The sequence below is a fragment of the Allobosea lupini genome, assembly GCF_900109525.1.
Taxonomy (GTDB): Bacteria; Pseudomonadota; Alphaproteobacteria; order Rhizobiales; family Beijerinckiaceae; genus Allobosea; species Allobosea lupini.
This window is the reverse complement of sequence record NZ_FOAN01000008.1, coordinates 40,166-54,361: the sequence shown is the minus strand read 5'-3', so window position 1 is coordinate 54,361 and position 14,196 is coordinate 40,166. Positions and strand designations below refer to the sequence as shown.

14 protein-coding genes and 2 pseudogenes are annotated in these 14,196 nt (G+C 63.9%); 9 read left to right on the top strand and 7 right to left on the bottom strand.

The window, feature by feature from the left end:
- Positions 1–2 precede the first annotated feature (2 nt).
- Together BMZ21_RS22125 and BMZ21_RS22120 are read left to right on the top strand one after the other, a co-directional pair.
- Positions 3–773 (top strand): SDR family NAD(P)-dependent oxidoreductase, encoded by a 771-nt coding sequence (locus BMZ21_RS22125; protein ID WP_091839677.1) that lies wholly within the window; start codon positions 3–5, stop codon positions 771–773.
- The gene (locus tag BMZ21_RS22120) at positions 751–1,776 is read left to right on the top strand and encodes a zinc-dependent alcohol dehydrogenase (RefSeq protein ID WP_244543960.1); all 1,026 of its coding nucleotides are present in this window, start codon (positions 751–753) and stop codon (positions 1,774–1,776) included. Before BMZ21_RS22125 ends, BMZ21_RS22120 begins: the two co-directional genes overlap by 23 nt.
- 114 nt (positions 1,777–1,890) lie before the next feature.
- Here the strand turns inward: BMZ21_RS22120 and BMZ21_RS22115 are convergent, their stop codons facing one another.
- Positions 1,891–3,060: a mandelate racemase/muconate lactonizing enzyme family protein gene (locus tag BMZ21_RS22115; RefSeq protein ID WP_091839669.1), complete on the bottom strand. Its 1,170-nt coding sequence runs from the start codon at positions 3,058–3,060 to the stop codon at positions 1,891–1,893.
- A gap of 29 nt (positions 3,061–3,089) precedes the next feature.
- The gene (locus tag BMZ21_RS22110) at positions 3,090–4,055 is read right to left on the bottom strand and encodes a tripartite tricarboxylate transporter substrate-binding protein (RefSeq protein ID WP_244543959.1); all 966 of its coding nucleotides are present in this window, start codon (positions 4,053–4,055) and stop codon (positions 3,090–3,092) included.
- 131 nt (positions 4,056–4,186) lie between these two features.
- Here BMZ21_RS22110 and BMZ21_RS22105 point away from each other — a divergent pair, with 131 nt between their 5' ends.
- The gene (locus tag BMZ21_RS22105) at positions 4,187–5,092 is read left to right on the top strand and encodes a LysR family transcriptional regulator (RefSeq protein ID WP_091839666.1); all 906 of its coding nucleotides are present in this window, start codon (positions 4,187–4,189) and stop codon (positions 5,090–5,092) included.
- A 48-nt stretch (positions 5,093–5,140) separates the two neighbouring features.
- Here the strand turns inward: BMZ21_RS22105 and BMZ21_RS22100 are convergent, their stop codons facing one another.
- Positions 5,141–6,016: an SDR family oxidoreductase gene (locus tag BMZ21_RS22100; RefSeq protein ID WP_244543958.1), complete on the bottom strand. Its 876-nt coding sequence runs from the start codon at positions 6,014–6,016 to the stop codon at positions 5,141–5,143.
- Positions 6,017–6,241: 225 nt separating this feature from the next.
- On the opposite strand from BMZ21_RS22100, the gene BMZ21_RS22095 reads away from it, so the two are divergent.
- The 3 genes from BMZ21_RS22095 (at position 6,242) to BMZ21_RS22085 (ending at position 7,356) form a co-directional block, all read left to right on the top strand.
- Positions 6,242–6,508, top strand: a complete 267-nt coding sequence (locus tag BMZ21_RS22095; protein WP_425285468.1) for a DksA/TraR family C4-type zinc finger protein — start codon at positions 6,242–6,244, stop codon at positions 6,506–6,508.
- Positions 6,509–6,558: 50 nt separating this feature from the next.
- Positions 6,559–6,942 carry a GFA family protein gene (locus BMZ21_RS22090; protein WP_091839660.1) on the top strand — a complete coding sequence of 128 codons (384 nt, stop codon included), beginning with the start codon at positions 6,559–6,561 and terminating at the stop codon, positions 6,940–6,942.
- 105 nt (positions 6,943–7,047) lie between these two features.
- Complete coding sequence (locus tag BMZ21_RS22085; protein ID WP_091839657.1) at positions 7,048–7,356, top strand: hypothetical protein; 309 nt, start codon at positions 7,048–7,050, stop codon at positions 7,354–7,356.
- Positions 7,357–7,427: 71 nt separating this feature from the next.
- Here the strand turns inward: BMZ21_RS22085 and BMZ21_RS22080 are convergent, their stop codons facing one another.
- From BMZ21_RS22080 to BMZ21_RS22070, 3 genes are all read right to left on the bottom strand, one after another.
- The gene (locus BMZ21_RS22080) at positions 7,428–7,871 is read right to left on the bottom strand and encodes a DUF421 domain-containing protein (RefSeq protein ID WP_091839653.1); all 444 of its coding nucleotides are present in this window, start codon (positions 7,869–7,871) and stop codon (positions 7,428–7,430) included.
- 8 nt (positions 7,872–7,879) lie between these two features.
- Entirely contained in the window at positions 7,880–8,362 is a 483-nt protein-coding gene (locus BMZ21_RS22075; protein WP_143079758.1) for a hypothetical protein, read from the bottom strand.
- A gap of 116 nt (positions 8,363–8,478) precedes the next feature.
- Entirely contained in the window at positions 8,479–9,780 is a 1,302-nt protein-coding gene (locus tag BMZ21_RS22070) for a cation:proton antiporter (protein ID WP_091839646.1), read from the bottom strand.
- A gap of 459 nt (positions 9,781–10,239) precedes the next feature.
- On the opposite strand from BMZ21_RS22070, the pseudogene BMZ21_RS31160 reads away from it, so the two are divergent.
- Positions 10,240–10,368: pseudogene (locus tag BMZ21_RS31160) on the top strand (UvrD-helicase domain-containing protein); the annotation flags it as partial.
- On the opposite strand, the pseudogene BMZ21_RS22060 reads toward BMZ21_RS31160, so the two are convergent.
- A pseudogene (locus tag BMZ21_RS22060) lies at positions 10,334–11,074 on the bottom strand (UvrD-helicase domain-containing protein); the annotation flags it as partial. The pseudogenes BMZ21_RS31160 and BMZ21_RS22060 overlap by 35 nt on opposite strands.
- A gap of 119 nt (positions 11,075–11,193) precedes the next feature.
- Between BMZ21_RS22060 and BMZ21_RS22055 the strand changes: the two are divergent.
- The gene (locus tag BMZ21_RS22055; protein ID WP_244543957.1) at positions 11,194–11,445 is read left to right on the top strand and encodes a hypothetical protein; all 252 of its coding nucleotides are present in this window, start codon (positions 11,194–11,196) and stop codon (positions 11,443–11,445) included.
- Between the two features lie 37 nt (positions 11,446–11,482).
- A complete protein-coding gene (ligD, locus tag BMZ21_RS22050) occupies positions 11,483–14,146 on the top strand; it encodes a DNA ligase D (protein WP_091839640.1) in 2,664 nt (887 codons plus the stop codon).
- The last annotated feature ends 50 nt before the right edge of the window (positions 14,147–14,196 follow it).

Sequence of the window (14,196 nt, the reverse complement as noted above, 5' to 3'; positions counted from 1 at the left end):
ACATGTTCGGGCTGACCCCTCTTTTTGACCTCACCGGCAAGACCGCGCTGGTCACAGGCGGCAACAGCGGCATCGGCCTCGCTATGGCGCGGGCGCTGGGTCTGGCGGGCGCCGATCTCGTCATCGTCGCAAGACGGGAGGATGCATTGCGTGAGGCGGCCGAGGGGCTGCGGGCGGAGGGCATCGCGACCGACATCGTCGCCGTCGATCTCGCCTCGCCGGAGGCCGGCGCCACCTTGGCCGCGACCTGCGAGCGGCTGGGCCGGTCTATCGACATCCTCGTCAATGCCGCCGGGCTCAATCTGCGCCAGCCTTTCATGCAGGTCACGGCCGAGGCCTTCGACCTGCACATGGCGGTGCATCTGCGTGCGCCTTTCCTGCTGACCCAGGCCTTTGCGCCAGGCATGGCGCAGCGCGGCTATGGCCGCATCGTCAACATCGCCTCTCTGCAGAGCTACCGGGCCTTCCCCGACTGCGCTCCCTATGGTGCCGCGAAGGGTGGCGTCGTCCAACTAACCCGCGCCATCGCCGAGGAATGGTCGCGCAATGGCGTCACCTGCAACGCCATCGCGCCGGGCTTCTTCCCGACGCCGTTGACGGCGCCCGTCTTCGCCGACCCCACGCGCGCCGCCAAAAACGCGGCGCAGACCGCCATCGGCCGCAATGGCGAACTCGCCGATCTCGCCGGCGCTGCGGTCTTCCTGGCTGCGCCGGCCTCCGCCTATGTCACAGGCCAGACACTGGCGGTCGATGGCGGTTTCACCGCTAAATGATGACGCGCGCTGCATGAAAGCTTTGGTCTATATCGGCCCCAACAGCCTCGTCTTCAGAGACGAGCCCGACCCCGTGCCAGAAACCGACGAGGTGCTGGTCCGGGTCGAGGCGGTCGGCATCTGCGGCTCCGACATGCACGCCTATCACGGCTTCGACGCCCGCCGCCCGCCGCCGCTGATCCTCGGCCATGAGGCGGCGGGGCGTATTGCAACGGGGCCCCGTGCCGGCGAACGCGTCACCATCAATCCCCTCGTGGTCGACCCGGCCTGTCCCTATGCGATCGAGGGGCGTTGGCATCTCTCGCCGACGCGGCAGATCATCTCAATGCCGCCGCGGCCCGGCGCCTTCGCCGAACTAGCCCGGATTCCGCTGCGCAATGTGACGCCGATCCCCGAAGCGATGCCGATCGCCCATGCGGCGCTGGCCGAGCCCGTCGCGGTCTCCTGGCATGCTGTGCGGACCGGCATGCAGCGCCTGCACCAGCCGCTTGCGGCCTGTCGTGTCGTGGTTCTCGGCGGCGGCGCGATCGGATTGGCCGCCGGGCTGGTCGCGCGGCTGTTCGGCACCCGCGATCTCGTTATCGGCGAAACCAACCTGCAGCGCCGCGCGACGGTGCTGGCGGAAGGGATTGGGGTCTATCAGCCGGGTGAGGACGAGCCAGGTGCCAACAGCGCCGATCTCGTCATCGACGCGGTCGGTGCCGATGCGACCCGGGCGGCCGCCTGCCGCATCGTGCGCCCCGGCGGCGTGATCGTGCATGTTGGCCTGCTGCCCGGGCAAGGCGGCCTCGACGTTCGCAAGATCACCCTCCAGGAAGTCACGCTGGCCGGCGTCTACTGCTATACGCCGGCCGATTTTGCGCAGACCGTTGAGGCTCTGGCTCAAGGACGTCTCGGCGCCCTCGGCTGGATCGAGCAACGACCTCTGAATGTGGGCGACCAAGCTTTTGCCGACATCGATGGTGGTCGTGTCGGTGCAGCAAAAATCGTTCTCAGAACCTAGCTGGATCCGCAATTTTTAGTGGCCGGCGTGGCATTCCCGATAGGGCGCTTAGCGTCTGCTTCTGGGCAAGACGCCAACGTCAGCAATTGGCGCACAAGAACGGCGCCTGTAGCCTCACGCGGCGAGGCTGCGCATTTCGCTTATCAGGTCCGCCTTGCCCTCGAAGCCAATGCCCGGCAGGTCCGGCATGACGATGTGGCCGGCCTCGACACGCACACCGTCGGGGAAGCCGCCATAGGGCTGGAACAGGTCGGGGTAGGATTCATTGCCGCCGAGGCCGAGGCCCGCTGCGATGTTCAGCGACATCTGGTGGCCGCCATGGGGGATGCAGCGGCGCCAGGACCAGCCATTCTGCTTCAGCATCTCCAGCGTGCGCAGATATTCGACGAGGCCGTAGCTCAGCGCGCAGTCGAACTGCAGCCAGTCGCGGTCCGGGCGCATGCCGCCATACCGGATCAGGTTGCGCGCGTCCTGCATCGAGAACAAGTTCTCGCCGGTCGCCATCGGGCCGGGATAATGCTCGGCGAGCCGAGCTTGAAGGTCGTAGTCGAGCGGATCGCCGGCCTCCTCGTACCAGAACAGATCGTATTGCCGCAGCGCCTTGGCATAAGCGATGGCGGTGTCGAGATCGAAGCGGCCATTGGCATCGACCGCGAGCCGGCAGCCGGTTGGCAGCATCTTCAGCACGGTCTCGATGCGCTTGCAGTCGTCGACCAGCGAAGCGCCGCCGATCTTCATTTTCACCACCGTGTAGCCGCGGTCGAGATAGCCCTGCATCTCGGCCGCCAGCCCTGCCAGCCCCTTGCCGGGATAATAGTAGCCGCCGGCGGCATAAACGAAGACCTTCGGATCGGCGCTAACGCCGGCACGCTCCGCCAGCAGACGGAAGAGCGGCTTGCCGGCGATCTTAGCGACGGCATCCCAGACCGCCATGTCGATCGTGCCCATCGCGACGGAGCGCTCGCCATGGCCGCCCGGCTTCTCATTGGTGAACATCGCGGCCCAGACCTTGCCGGGGTCGAGATTGCCGCCCTCGGCATCGAGCAGGCTCTCGGGCGCCGCCTCGAGGATACGCGGCGCGAAGCGCTCGCGGATCAGCCCGCCCTGGCCATAGCGCCCGTTCGAATTGAAGCCGTAGCCGATCACCGGCCTGCCGTCGCGGACGACGTCGGTGACGACGGCAACCAGGCTCAGCGTCATCTTCGAGAAGTCGATGAAGGCATTGGCGATGGGCGAGGCGATCGGAGCCGTGCGCTCCCGGATGTCGACGATACGCATTAAAATGGCTTCCTATGGGAGGAGATCGGCTGGGTTCAGTCGGCGAACTGACCGGCGGCCTGGATGAGCGGACGCCAGCGGCCAATGTCGCTTTTCAGGGTCTGCGCCAGGGAGTGCGGGGTGGCTTTTTCCGGCGTCGGTGCGGTGCTGATGTCAATGAAGCGTCTGGCGAGCGTGGGGTCCTGCAGAGCCTTCGCCAACGCTGCCGTCAACGTCTGAATTACGGAGTCAGGGGTCTTCGCAGGTACGAAAAGGCCGTGCCACACGCTGATGTCCATGTTGGGAAGACCGCCTTCGCCGACGGTGGGCACATCGGGAAGCGCAGGGATGCGGTGCGTGCTCGTGACAGCATAGCCCTTGATGCTCTTCGACTGCAGCTGGGGCGCGGCAGTGGTGGCCTGCTCGCAGCCAAGGTCGACCTGGTTCGCTAGCAGCGCCTGCAGCACCGGCCCGCCGCCCCGGAAAGGCACCTGAGTGAGCTTTTTGTCCACGGCCGCCATGAACAGCAGTCCGCAGAGTTGCGAGGAGGCGCCCAGGCCCGAATGGGCAAAGGTCATATCCTGCCCGCGCGTTTTGACGTCCTTGATCAGATCCGCGAGCGATTCAGGCTGGTATCCCGGCCGGGCGATGATCGCCATGCTGGCATCCGAGACGACCCCGACGGGCCTGAGATCGGCCGTCGGATCGAAAGGCAGCTTGCGATAGAGCGTGACGGCCGTCGCCAGTCCGAGATGATTGAGCAGGATGGTGTGGCCGTCGGGATCGGAGCGGACGGCGCGATGACTGCCGGTCGTGCCGCCGGCGCCGGCCACATTTTCGACGATGATGTTCTGGCCGAGAATGCGGCCCATTGTTTCCGCGGTCACACGAGCGACCGTGTCGGTCGGCCCCCCAGCGGCAAAGGGAACGATCATCGTGATCGGCCGTGATGGATAATTCTGCGCCGCAGCTGGCGTCGCGATCGCCGTCGCCAGCAACATGCCAAGAGCCAGTTTCGCCATCGTTGCCTTCCCGTTTTTGGTTGACGGGACGATAGAGCGAGCCAAAGGCAATATCAGCCACCTCTGGCGTGGTCATTATTCATCAAAGCCGTTCCATTTGGAGATGGCTGTAAAACTCCGCGGGAGGCTTCATGCGCAGTTTCGACCCCGTATCCTTGCGCCTGTTCGTCGCTGTCTGCGAGGAGGGCAACATCGCGGCCGCCGCCCAGAGGGAAGCGATCGTGCCCTCGGCGATAAGCAAGCGCCTCGCCCAGATGGAAAGCGAAGCCGGCGTCAGATTGTTTGAGCGTGGTCGTCGAGGCGTGACGGTCACGGCCGCGGGCGAGGCGCTCTGGCGCTATGCGCGGGAGTCGCTGCAGATGCTGGACCGGATCAAATCGGAGCTCGGCGCCTTTGCGCAGGGCGTGCAGGGCCAGGTTCGCGTTTTCGGCAGCAAGTCGGCGCTCGCCCAGTTCCTACCCAATGACATCGGCCGCTTCGCCAAGATTTACCGCGACGTCCGAGTGAGCATGGAGGAGCGGGAAATCTGGGAGGTTGTGAGGGGCGTCGAAGAGGGACGAGCCGATATCGGCGTTTGCTGGGATGCGGTGGATTTCCGGGATCTGACCGTCTTTCCCTATCACCGGGATCACCTCGCCGTCGTGGTACCCGAGGGGCACCCGCTTGCTAACCGCGACGCGGTCGCCTTCATCGAGACTCTGGACTACGAGCACGTCGATATCCTGGCTCGCAGCATCTTGCAGCAGCGACAACGGAGTGCTGCAGGAGCTGCCGGAAAGCAGCTGATCCACCGGATCCAGGTGTCGACGGTGGATGCTGCCTACCGGATCGTCGCCGCTGGACTGGCTGTCGCCATCGTCCCCGGCGAGGAAGCGCGCGCCGTTCAGCAGGCGCTGGGTCTGACGGTTGTCCCGCTAACCGACTCCTGGGCCTGCCGCCAATTTGTCATCTCGATAAGGAACAGGGGATTGTCGCTTCCTGCCAGTCTCCTGGTTGAAAAGCTCCGGGTTGCGGCCGCCGCCGGCAACACTGATTAGAGAGCGCAGCGCAACGGATTCCGCGCGGCTGGCCCGATTGAGGATTTGTCAGCTCACCGTGCCACCACCATGGGCATTGTAGATCCCGCCGGTCGTGAAGCTGGCGTCTTCCGCCGCAAGCTGAACATAGATCGAAGCCAATTCGGCCGGCTGGCCCGGCCTCCCGAGAGCCGTCATCCCCCCGAATTTTTCGAGCTTCTCGTCCGTCGCACCACCGCTGACCTGTAATGGCGTCCAGATCGGGCCGGGCGCGACGCCATTCACGCGGATGCCCTTCTTGCCGAGCTGCTTGGCGAGAGAGAGCACATAGTTCGTCGTTGCGGCCTTGGTCTGCGCATAGTCGTAGAGGTCAGCCGACGGATTCGTCGCCTGCTCGGAGGTCGTGCCGATGATCACAGCGCCTGGCTTCAGATGGGGTAGCGCGGCTTTGATGATCCAGAACGGCGCGTAGATGTTCGTCTTGATCGTCCAGTCGAACTCGTCGTTTGTGATGTCGAGGATCGAGGCGTTGGTCTGCTGGCGGGCCGCGTTGTTGACGACGATATCCAGCCCGCCAAGCCCTGCGACAGCGTCAGTAACGAGCTTGGCGCAGAAGGCCGGATCCCTCAGATCGCCCGGCAGTGCCACCGCCTTGCGGCCCGCCGCTTTGATCAGCGCGACCACCTCGCGCGCATCGGGCTCCTCATCGGGATGGTAGTTGATCGCGACGTCGGCGCCTTCGCGGGCATAGGCGATGGCGGCCGCCCGTCCCATGCCGGAATCGCCGCCAGTGATCAGGGCCTTCTTGCCTGCCAGCCGACCGGAACCTTTGTAGCTCGTCTCGCCATGATCCGGCCGGGGCTCCATCTTGCTGGCGAGGCCCGGCCAGGGCTGGGACTGCTTCTGGAAGGGCGGCTTGGGATATTTGGTCGTCGGATCGCTCATCGGCGCAGCAGTCGTTGGCGCTTGGGCTTGCGCGCCCGTCGCGGCGGCGGCCAACGCCAGACCCGTGCCCGCGGCGCCGACCAGTTTGCGCCGGGAGATGGAGTTCGAATCGTGAGCCATTGCCGAATCCTATGCATTTTGGGGATGGCCTTGGAACGCATGGGTCCACCTCGCCGTTCCAGATTTGTGATGACAGATCAGTGATCGAGAGGCGGAAGGGACGAGATGATGGCGAGCGGGTGGGCTCCAGACGGAGCGGTTCAGGATCAGATCGACGACAGCATCAGCGACGCTGTGCGTCTCGCACGGTCGCGCCTTCCCTCGGGGCCGGGCGAGATCCACTGTCAGAGCTGCGGCGAGGAGATTCCCGAAGCGCGCAGGCAAGCGATGCCAGGTGTCCGCACCTGCGTCGACTGCCAATCCACGCGTGACGCGCCCGCCTCCATGAGTGCTTACAACCGCCGCGGTAGCAAGGACAGCCAGCTGAGGTGAGGCGTGCACGCGTTGGCGCGCGACATCACCTCAAGAAGGGATTCGAGCGGATGGAACTTGAGGGTGGCTGCTGCGGCGAGGTCCGGTTTCAACTGGCGGGCGAGCCGATCCGGACCGGACTGTGCCATTGCCTGACCTGCCGCAAGGAGACGGGGTCGGCATTCATGGCCTATGCGGTTTGGGACCAAGCCGCCGTGACAGTAAGCGGCGAGACCCGAAGCTGGACGGGGTCGACTGACCGACGCCATTTCTGTGGCATGTGCGGAAGCGCCTTGTTCGCAACCGACGACAGCACCGAGATCGAAATCCGTATCGGTAGCCTCGATCGAGCCCCGACGGGGATGACGCCTGATCACGAGCTATGGGTGCATCGCCGGGAGCATTGGCAGTTACCCATCGCCGAGGCCGATCAGCATAGCACCAACCGCCCCTGATGGACGCAGTCATTCGACGCCATGCTTTTGGTCCGATGGCAACATCGAACCATCCCGCCTGCCGCTAGTTCAGGTTCTTTGCCACAAGCGTGAGGGATACCCGTCATGGCTGCGAATGTGACTGGACTGTTCGAGACGAGACGTGACGCGGAGATGGCGGTGGAGCGTCTGGTTCAGGAACATGGCGTCGATCGCAGCCTTATCCTCATCGCGCCTGCGGGAGATGCCAACAGTGCGGGCGAGCAGACCGCCGGAGCCGACAGCGATGCTGCTGCGCCGAGCACGGGTGAACGGTCCGACGCCAAGCTGACCGGGCCGATAGAGGTCTCGGTCGATATCCAGGATGACGCGACAGCGAGCACAATTCGCGACGCGTTCGCGGAATTTGGCGCTCACGACGGCGGTCGCGGATGATGGACGGAACTGGAGCGGTGCAGGGTGGCGCTGATCAAGCCACGCTGACGCTCTGAGGCTGGATGCCGCGTCTAATCCTTCGGTACGATGCTGATCTCGCCGCTCGCTTCGAGGACTGCGAATTTGATTTGATCCTGTCTTTCCAGACCTTGTTGGATGCGAGCGGCCTTCAAAACGTCATCGATGCTGACCCTGGCACGCCTCAACGCGCGCTCGTCAGGCTGGCCATGGCTTAAGAGGATTGTCGGCGTGCCATCGATCAACAGGCTCAACCCACTATATCCCTTCTTGAGATAGGATAGGGCGATGTCGATCCCGAAAAGCGTGACGATCAGAACAAGCGCGTTGGTGATCGAAAAATCGTCCCCCAACAGCGCTTGCTGCGTGGTCTCGGCGATGATCAGCAGAAGGACGAGGTCGAAGGGCGTCATCTGCGCGAGCGTCCTGCGCCCCGACAGCCGAACGATGACAAGCAAGACGACGTAGATCGCAAAGCCGCGAAGAACGGTTTCCATGACGGATCCTAGGGTAGAATGATCAGGGTCACGGCCGCGGGCGCGCCGTCGATCGAAACGGTACCGCGTACGATACCGGGGGTGTCCGGCTTGATCCTGATCCTAGCCTTGGCGCGTTCGCCAGGTGGAACGTGGACGATCAGCTCTTCGCCAGCCGCCGTGGCCAATGATTTCGATGGCTGAGGCTGGGCCCCTTCGATCGCGATGCTTCTGCCGAACTCGGGGGATATAAGAATTCTGCGGTCGGCTTGCCCCGCTGGGGCGAACGCGATGGAGATGGTGTCCTCTGTCTGCCAGCGCGCGAAACGGGGGTAGTTGATCTCATTGCCGGCCACTTGGATTTGAGCGCGAGCGAACAACCCGCCTTCTCCTGAAAGCCCCAGCAGCGCAGCGACGATGATGAGGCCGTATCCGACCCAGGCCCAGCGCTGGACGGTCCAGTACTTCTCTTGAAAGGCGCGGTGCTCATCGAGTTCGAGTTGTTCGGCCATGGTCATTGGTCCCCACTCGCAACCCGCATATGTGGCTATCGCCCCGATCTGTAACGCTACCGGCTAGCGTTGGTTGCGTTGCGATCGGCTGCGTCCTGTGCGTCGCTGAGCCGGGATCAGGTCTCGTCGACGGATCCAGTGCTTGCCCCATTCCTATCCGGATCATGCGCCCGGCGACGGTCGAGCAGACGCATGACCGGTGTGACCGTTATGCCGTGCATCAGGATCGACATCAGAATGATCAGGCCCACGATCGCCCAGAGCCGCTCGCCTCCCTCGACAACGCCCATGTGGTTCAGCCCATAGGCGAGATAGTAGATGGTGCCGACCCCCCGGATACCGAAGAACGCCAACGTCAGCCTCTCGGTCCAGTTCGCATCGTGACCGATCAGTCCGATCAGTCCTGTGACCGGGCGTATGACGAGAAGGATGACCAACGCCAGCACAACGTCGATTCTAGAAAGGGGTGCCAGCAGCCCGCTGACGAGCGCGCCGCCGAACGCCAGCAGCAGAACCATCATAGCGATGCGCTCGATCTGTTCGGTCAGCTCATGCATCTCGAGCTGGAAGTCGTGATCGCGGTGGGCGTTGCGGAAGGTCAGCGCCGTGACGAATACCGCGAGGAAACCGTAGCAATGGATGAGTTCGGTCAGGCCGTAGGAGACTAAGGTCGCCGAGAGCGCGATGAGGCCATCGCCGGTCTTGGCCAGCTTGGTCTTGGCCGGCGCGTTAAAGGTCAGCCAGCCAAAAGCGCGGCCGATGACGTAACCGGCGGCTATGCCGGCGCCGATCTCCCAAAGCACATTATAGGTCAGCCAATCCGTCAGCCACGGCTCGCCCGTGGCCGAGGCGGCTGCGAGAGCAATTGCGAGGTGGACGAAGGGGAAGGCGAAGCCGTCATTCAGTCCAGCCTCCGAGGTCAGTCCGAAGCGCACCTCGTCCTCCTGTCCCGATTGCGGCGGGCCGACCTGGACGTCGGCTGCCAGCACGGGATCGGTCGGTGCCAACGCGGCTGCAAGGAGGAGTGCGATCGCCCATGGTACACCTAGCCACCAACCGGCCAGAAGCATGATCGCAGCGATGCTTAGGGGCATCGTGATCGCGATCAGTCGCCAGGTGATCGCCCATTTTCGGAAGCTGAAGAGCCTGTCGAGCTTTAGCCCAGCGCCCATCAAGGCGATGATGACCACGAACTCCGAGAAGCGCTCTGTAATCTCGGGATAATGCATCGGCAAGGGATCAAGCGTCACCCAGGGCAGCGAGAAGATCGCCGCTCCCAAGGCTATGCACACGATCGGCAAGGAGAGGGGCAGGCGCTGCAGCGCCAAGGGCAGCCAGGCCACGAGCGCGATGAGGAGTCCGGCACCCGTGAGGACAAGGATATGGGGATCGGGAGCAAGGTCAGTTGTCGACTGCATGTCAGTCAACCGCCGGTCGGCCCATTCGATCCTTGGGACCCACGAACTTTCCGCGGCCACCAGTCATCTCGTGGAGGCAGCGCTGTCCTACTCCCCTACGCTAAAGAACCGCCAAGATTGCCTCGCGCAAGCTGTCGTCATGGTCGGCTTCAACGGAGGAGGCCGTCGGCCGAGAACGCATCCCAGCCCTCCAACGGCGCCCGCGCGTCGTCGTCCTTGTTGCCTTCCGTCTCGCTCACCTTCCTATCTTGATGCTTGGCGGCACGCGCCAGAGCCGCTTTGCGAGCCGCACGCCGTCGGTTTTCGGCCGCCACACGCGCATCGTCCCCACGCCAGACGACTGGACGGTCCCCATCGAGCATGTCCTCGATGTTAGGTGGGTCGAAGACGTGAAACGTCACGGCCCTCGCGCGACCGCGCAGTTTCACCGTGCGCGTTCCGGCGCTTTTCAAGCGCCCACCCGATGGCCGCGGCCTCACCGTGGTCGGCGACGACGCGCAGTCGATCTATTCCTTCCGGGCCGCGGTTTCAGCGCCAGCAGGATCGATGATTACAGCCGGTTGGTGTCCTGATACACGTCCACCATGACGTGATCGAAGCGCGCGCCGATACCGGCGGCGAGATCGGGGTCGCACATGGTCTGGGCCCAGTAGAGCAGCAGATCGTCGTAATCAAGCACATCCTGCCGGCGTGGCCTCGACATAGGCCGCGAACAACTCGCGCAGTTCTGCCGCCCAGGCGACGCACCAGGGAAAGGACCGGATTAGCACGGTCTCGATTGGGGCCTTGGCGTTGACGCAGCGCGAGTAGATCGCCAGGCAGGTGCCCTTGGCCGGAAAGCGCGTTTCAGTCTTCGAGAAGCCGAGCTCGTGCCGCACCAGATTAATCAGATCGGCCGCATCCTCGCGGTCATGGATGTGAAGGCAGGATCGAGGCCGATCTGGTCGGCATGGTCGCGCAGCATCCTTGCTCCAAGGCCGTGGAAGGTGCCGGCCCAGCTCAGCGCGTCGGTCATCACGCTCGCGCCCTCCCCCATCTAGTGGGCAATGCGCTCGACGCGCGTCGTCATCTCGGCGGTTGCGCGGCGCAAGAAGGTCATCAGCAGGATGCGGCGCGGATCGGCGCCAGTGACGATCAGATGCGCGACGCTATGCGCCAGCGTATTGGTCTTTCCCGCGCCCGCGATCACCAGCAGGGGCGAGGCGAGATCGCTGCCGACGCCGTGGGTGACGGCGCGGCGCTGCGCCGAATTCAGCGCGTCGAGATAGGGCGTGGTGAGGACAGGCGAATCGATGGCGAGCGTGAGCCGGATTCGACCAGTTTCCGGTTTTATTCGCAATCGCGCATAGTGACGCTAGCCTATCCACCCTCTGCCCTTGAGTGCAACGGAACACACGAGCCCGAAAGCTTGTTTTGCTTCTCAACAGGGAGATGGTCATGCGTAAAGATCCCAGAGATAGGCTCATCCGGGCGCTCGCGGCACAGCTTGGAGCCGAGCGTGAGACGAGAGCGGCCATCGCCAGCGCCGTGGCCAACGGCCAGATCGACCGCGAGGTTCTGCTGGCGTTGCTGGAGGATCCCATCCCCGCCTGGTCTCAGGAGGATCTGAATCGCGCCGACCGCCTTGCTGCATCCGCAGCACATTATCGCGAGATCGCCGCCTGATCGCGGCAGTCCAACTTCGAGTGTGCAGTGGGGGTGTGTGTTGGAAAAGCTCAAGGCGTATCGCCAGAAGCGCGATTTCGAGAAGACCAAGGAGCCTGATGGTGAGGCTTCGGTCGCTGCGTCGAACCGCCTGCGGTTCGTGATCCAGAAGCATGACGCAACCCGTCTGCACTACGACCTGCGGCTGGAACTCGATGGCGTCTTTCGCTCCTGGGCTGTGACCAAGGGTCCATCGCTCGATCCAGGCGACAAGCGGCTGGCCGTCGAGGTCGAAGATCACCCCCTGCCCTACGGCGATTTCGAAGGCACCATTCCGAAGGGGCAGTATGGCGGCGGAACGGTCCAACTCTGGGATCGCGGCTACTGGGAAGCTGAAGGCAAGCTCAGCCCGGAAAGGCAACTTGAGAAGGGCGAGCTTAAATTCGCACTCGAGGGTGAGCGTTTACACGGCAGCTTCGTCCTCGTCCGCATGCGCCATGATCGGGACGGCGGCAAGCGCACCAACTGGCTCCTGATCAAGCACCGCGACGAACATGCCGTCGAAAGCCATGGCGACGCGGTCCTGGCAGACGATAAGTCGGTGGCGTCAGGTCGCAGCATGGCAACCATCGCTGCAGGCAAGGGACGCTCGCCCAAGCCTTTCATGCTAGAGGACGATATCCTCGCCCCGGACGCGGAGTGGGACAGTCGGAAAGGACTGGCGGCCGACGAGAGGCACGAACCGACCAAGCCCGCCTCCAAGTCCAAATCTCCGTCGCCTAAGGCGCTTGCCTCCAGCAAGTCCGGCGCTCCAGTTGCTCTGCCAGCCTTCATCGCGCCACAGCTCTGTCGGAGCATCGAGCGTCCCACCAACGGCGGCGGTTGGGTCCATGAGATTAAGTTCGACGGCTATCGCATCCAGATGCGGATCGACGCCGGCAAGGTGACCTTGAAAACGCGGAAGGGTCTGGACTGGACCCAAAAATTCGGCGCGATCGCGAAGGCAGCCAAGGGGCTGCCGGACGCGATTATCGACGGCGAGATCGTTGCGCTCGACGGTCACGGCTCGCCCGATTTTGCGGCGCTCCAGGCCGCCCTTTCCGAGAACAAGACTGATGATCTGGTCTTCTTCGCCTTCGATATGCTGTTCGACAAGGATACCGATCTGCGCGAGCGACCTCTGCTTCGACGAAAAGAGCAGTTGAAGGCGTATCTTGAGGATCATGCTGATGGTGTCGTGCTGCGCTATGTCGAGCATTTCGAGACAGGTGGCGATGCGGTCCTGAAATCGGCCTGCAAGCTGTCACTGGAAGGCATCGTCTCCAAGGCCGTCGATGCACCTTACGTCTCGGGACGAAGTGACACTTGGACGAAGTCCAAGTGTCGAGCCGGCCATGAGGTCGTGATCGGAGGCTGGTCCACCACCGAAGGCAAGTTCAGATCGCTTCTCGTTGGCGTCAACCGGGGCTCCCAATTCGTTTATGTCGGCCGTGTCGGCACCGGCTACAGCGCGGCGAAGGTTGATGCACTGCTGCCGAGGCTCAAGGCCGTCACCGCGAAGGCATCGCCCTTCACCGGCGTAGGCGCGCCTAAACGTGAGCCGGGTGTGACCTGGCTGAAACCGGAACTCGTCGCCGAGATCGAATTCGCCGGCTGGACCGGTGACGGCATGGTCCGCCAGGCAGCATTCAAGGGACTGCGCGAGGACAAGCCTGCGGATGAGGTCGAGACCGAACTGCCTGCCGATCCGGCGGATACGCAGACGCCCGAGCCCAGGCCTCCCTCTCGCGCTCGCGGACGCGGCGGCAGGGCCGATGTCATGGGTGTCAGCATCAGCCATCCCGACAAGCCGTTGTGGCCCGATGCGGAAGACGGCCGACCTGTCTCCAAGCAAGACCTGGCTGAATATTTTGAGGCGGTCGGCGCGTGGCTGCTGCCGCACATCAAGGGAAGGCCCTGTTCTCTGGTGCGCACTCCTGATGGGATCGGCGGCGAGACGTTCTTCCAGCGCCATGCCGGCATGGGGACATCGAACCTGTTCGAACTCGTTCGGGTCTTCGGCGACAAGAAGCCCTATCTCCAGATCGATCGGATCGAGGCACTGGCTGCGGCAGCCCAAGTCGGAGGTATCGAACTCCACCCCTGGAACTGCCTCCCCGGCGATCCGGAGACGCCCGGGCGCCTCGTCTTCGATCTGGACCCAGGGCCGGGGGTAACTTTTGGCGACGTGATCGATGCAGCCAAGCAGATGCGCGAGCGGCTTGAGGTCCTCGGTCTGGTCAGCTTCTGCAAGACGACCGGGGGCAAGGGCTTGCACGTCGTCGTGCCGCTGGCGTCGGGCAAGCGCGCCACCGTCGATTGGCCGGCGGCCAAGGACTTTGCACGGCGGGTCTGTGCCGAGCTGGCAAGCGAGGAGCCCTCGCGCTACGTCATCAACATGTCCAAGCGACTTCGCAACGGCCGCATCTTCCTCGACTATCTCCGCAACGACCGTATGGCGACCGCCGTCGCACCCTTGTCCCCCAGGGCGCGTCCAGGCGCCCATGCGTCGATGCCGCTCACCTGGTCGCAAGTGAAGGCCGATCTCGATCCGAGCCGCTTCACCGTCAGGACCCTGCCTGGCCTGCTGAAGAAGACCAAGGCTTGGGAGGGCTACGACGACGCGGCGGGGTCGATCGCCGACGCCATCAAGAAACTTGGCAAGCGCACTGAGGCGGCCTGACGGGCCACCGGCAAGCGATCGACCGGAACGAACGGCCACAGCCCGGCGTT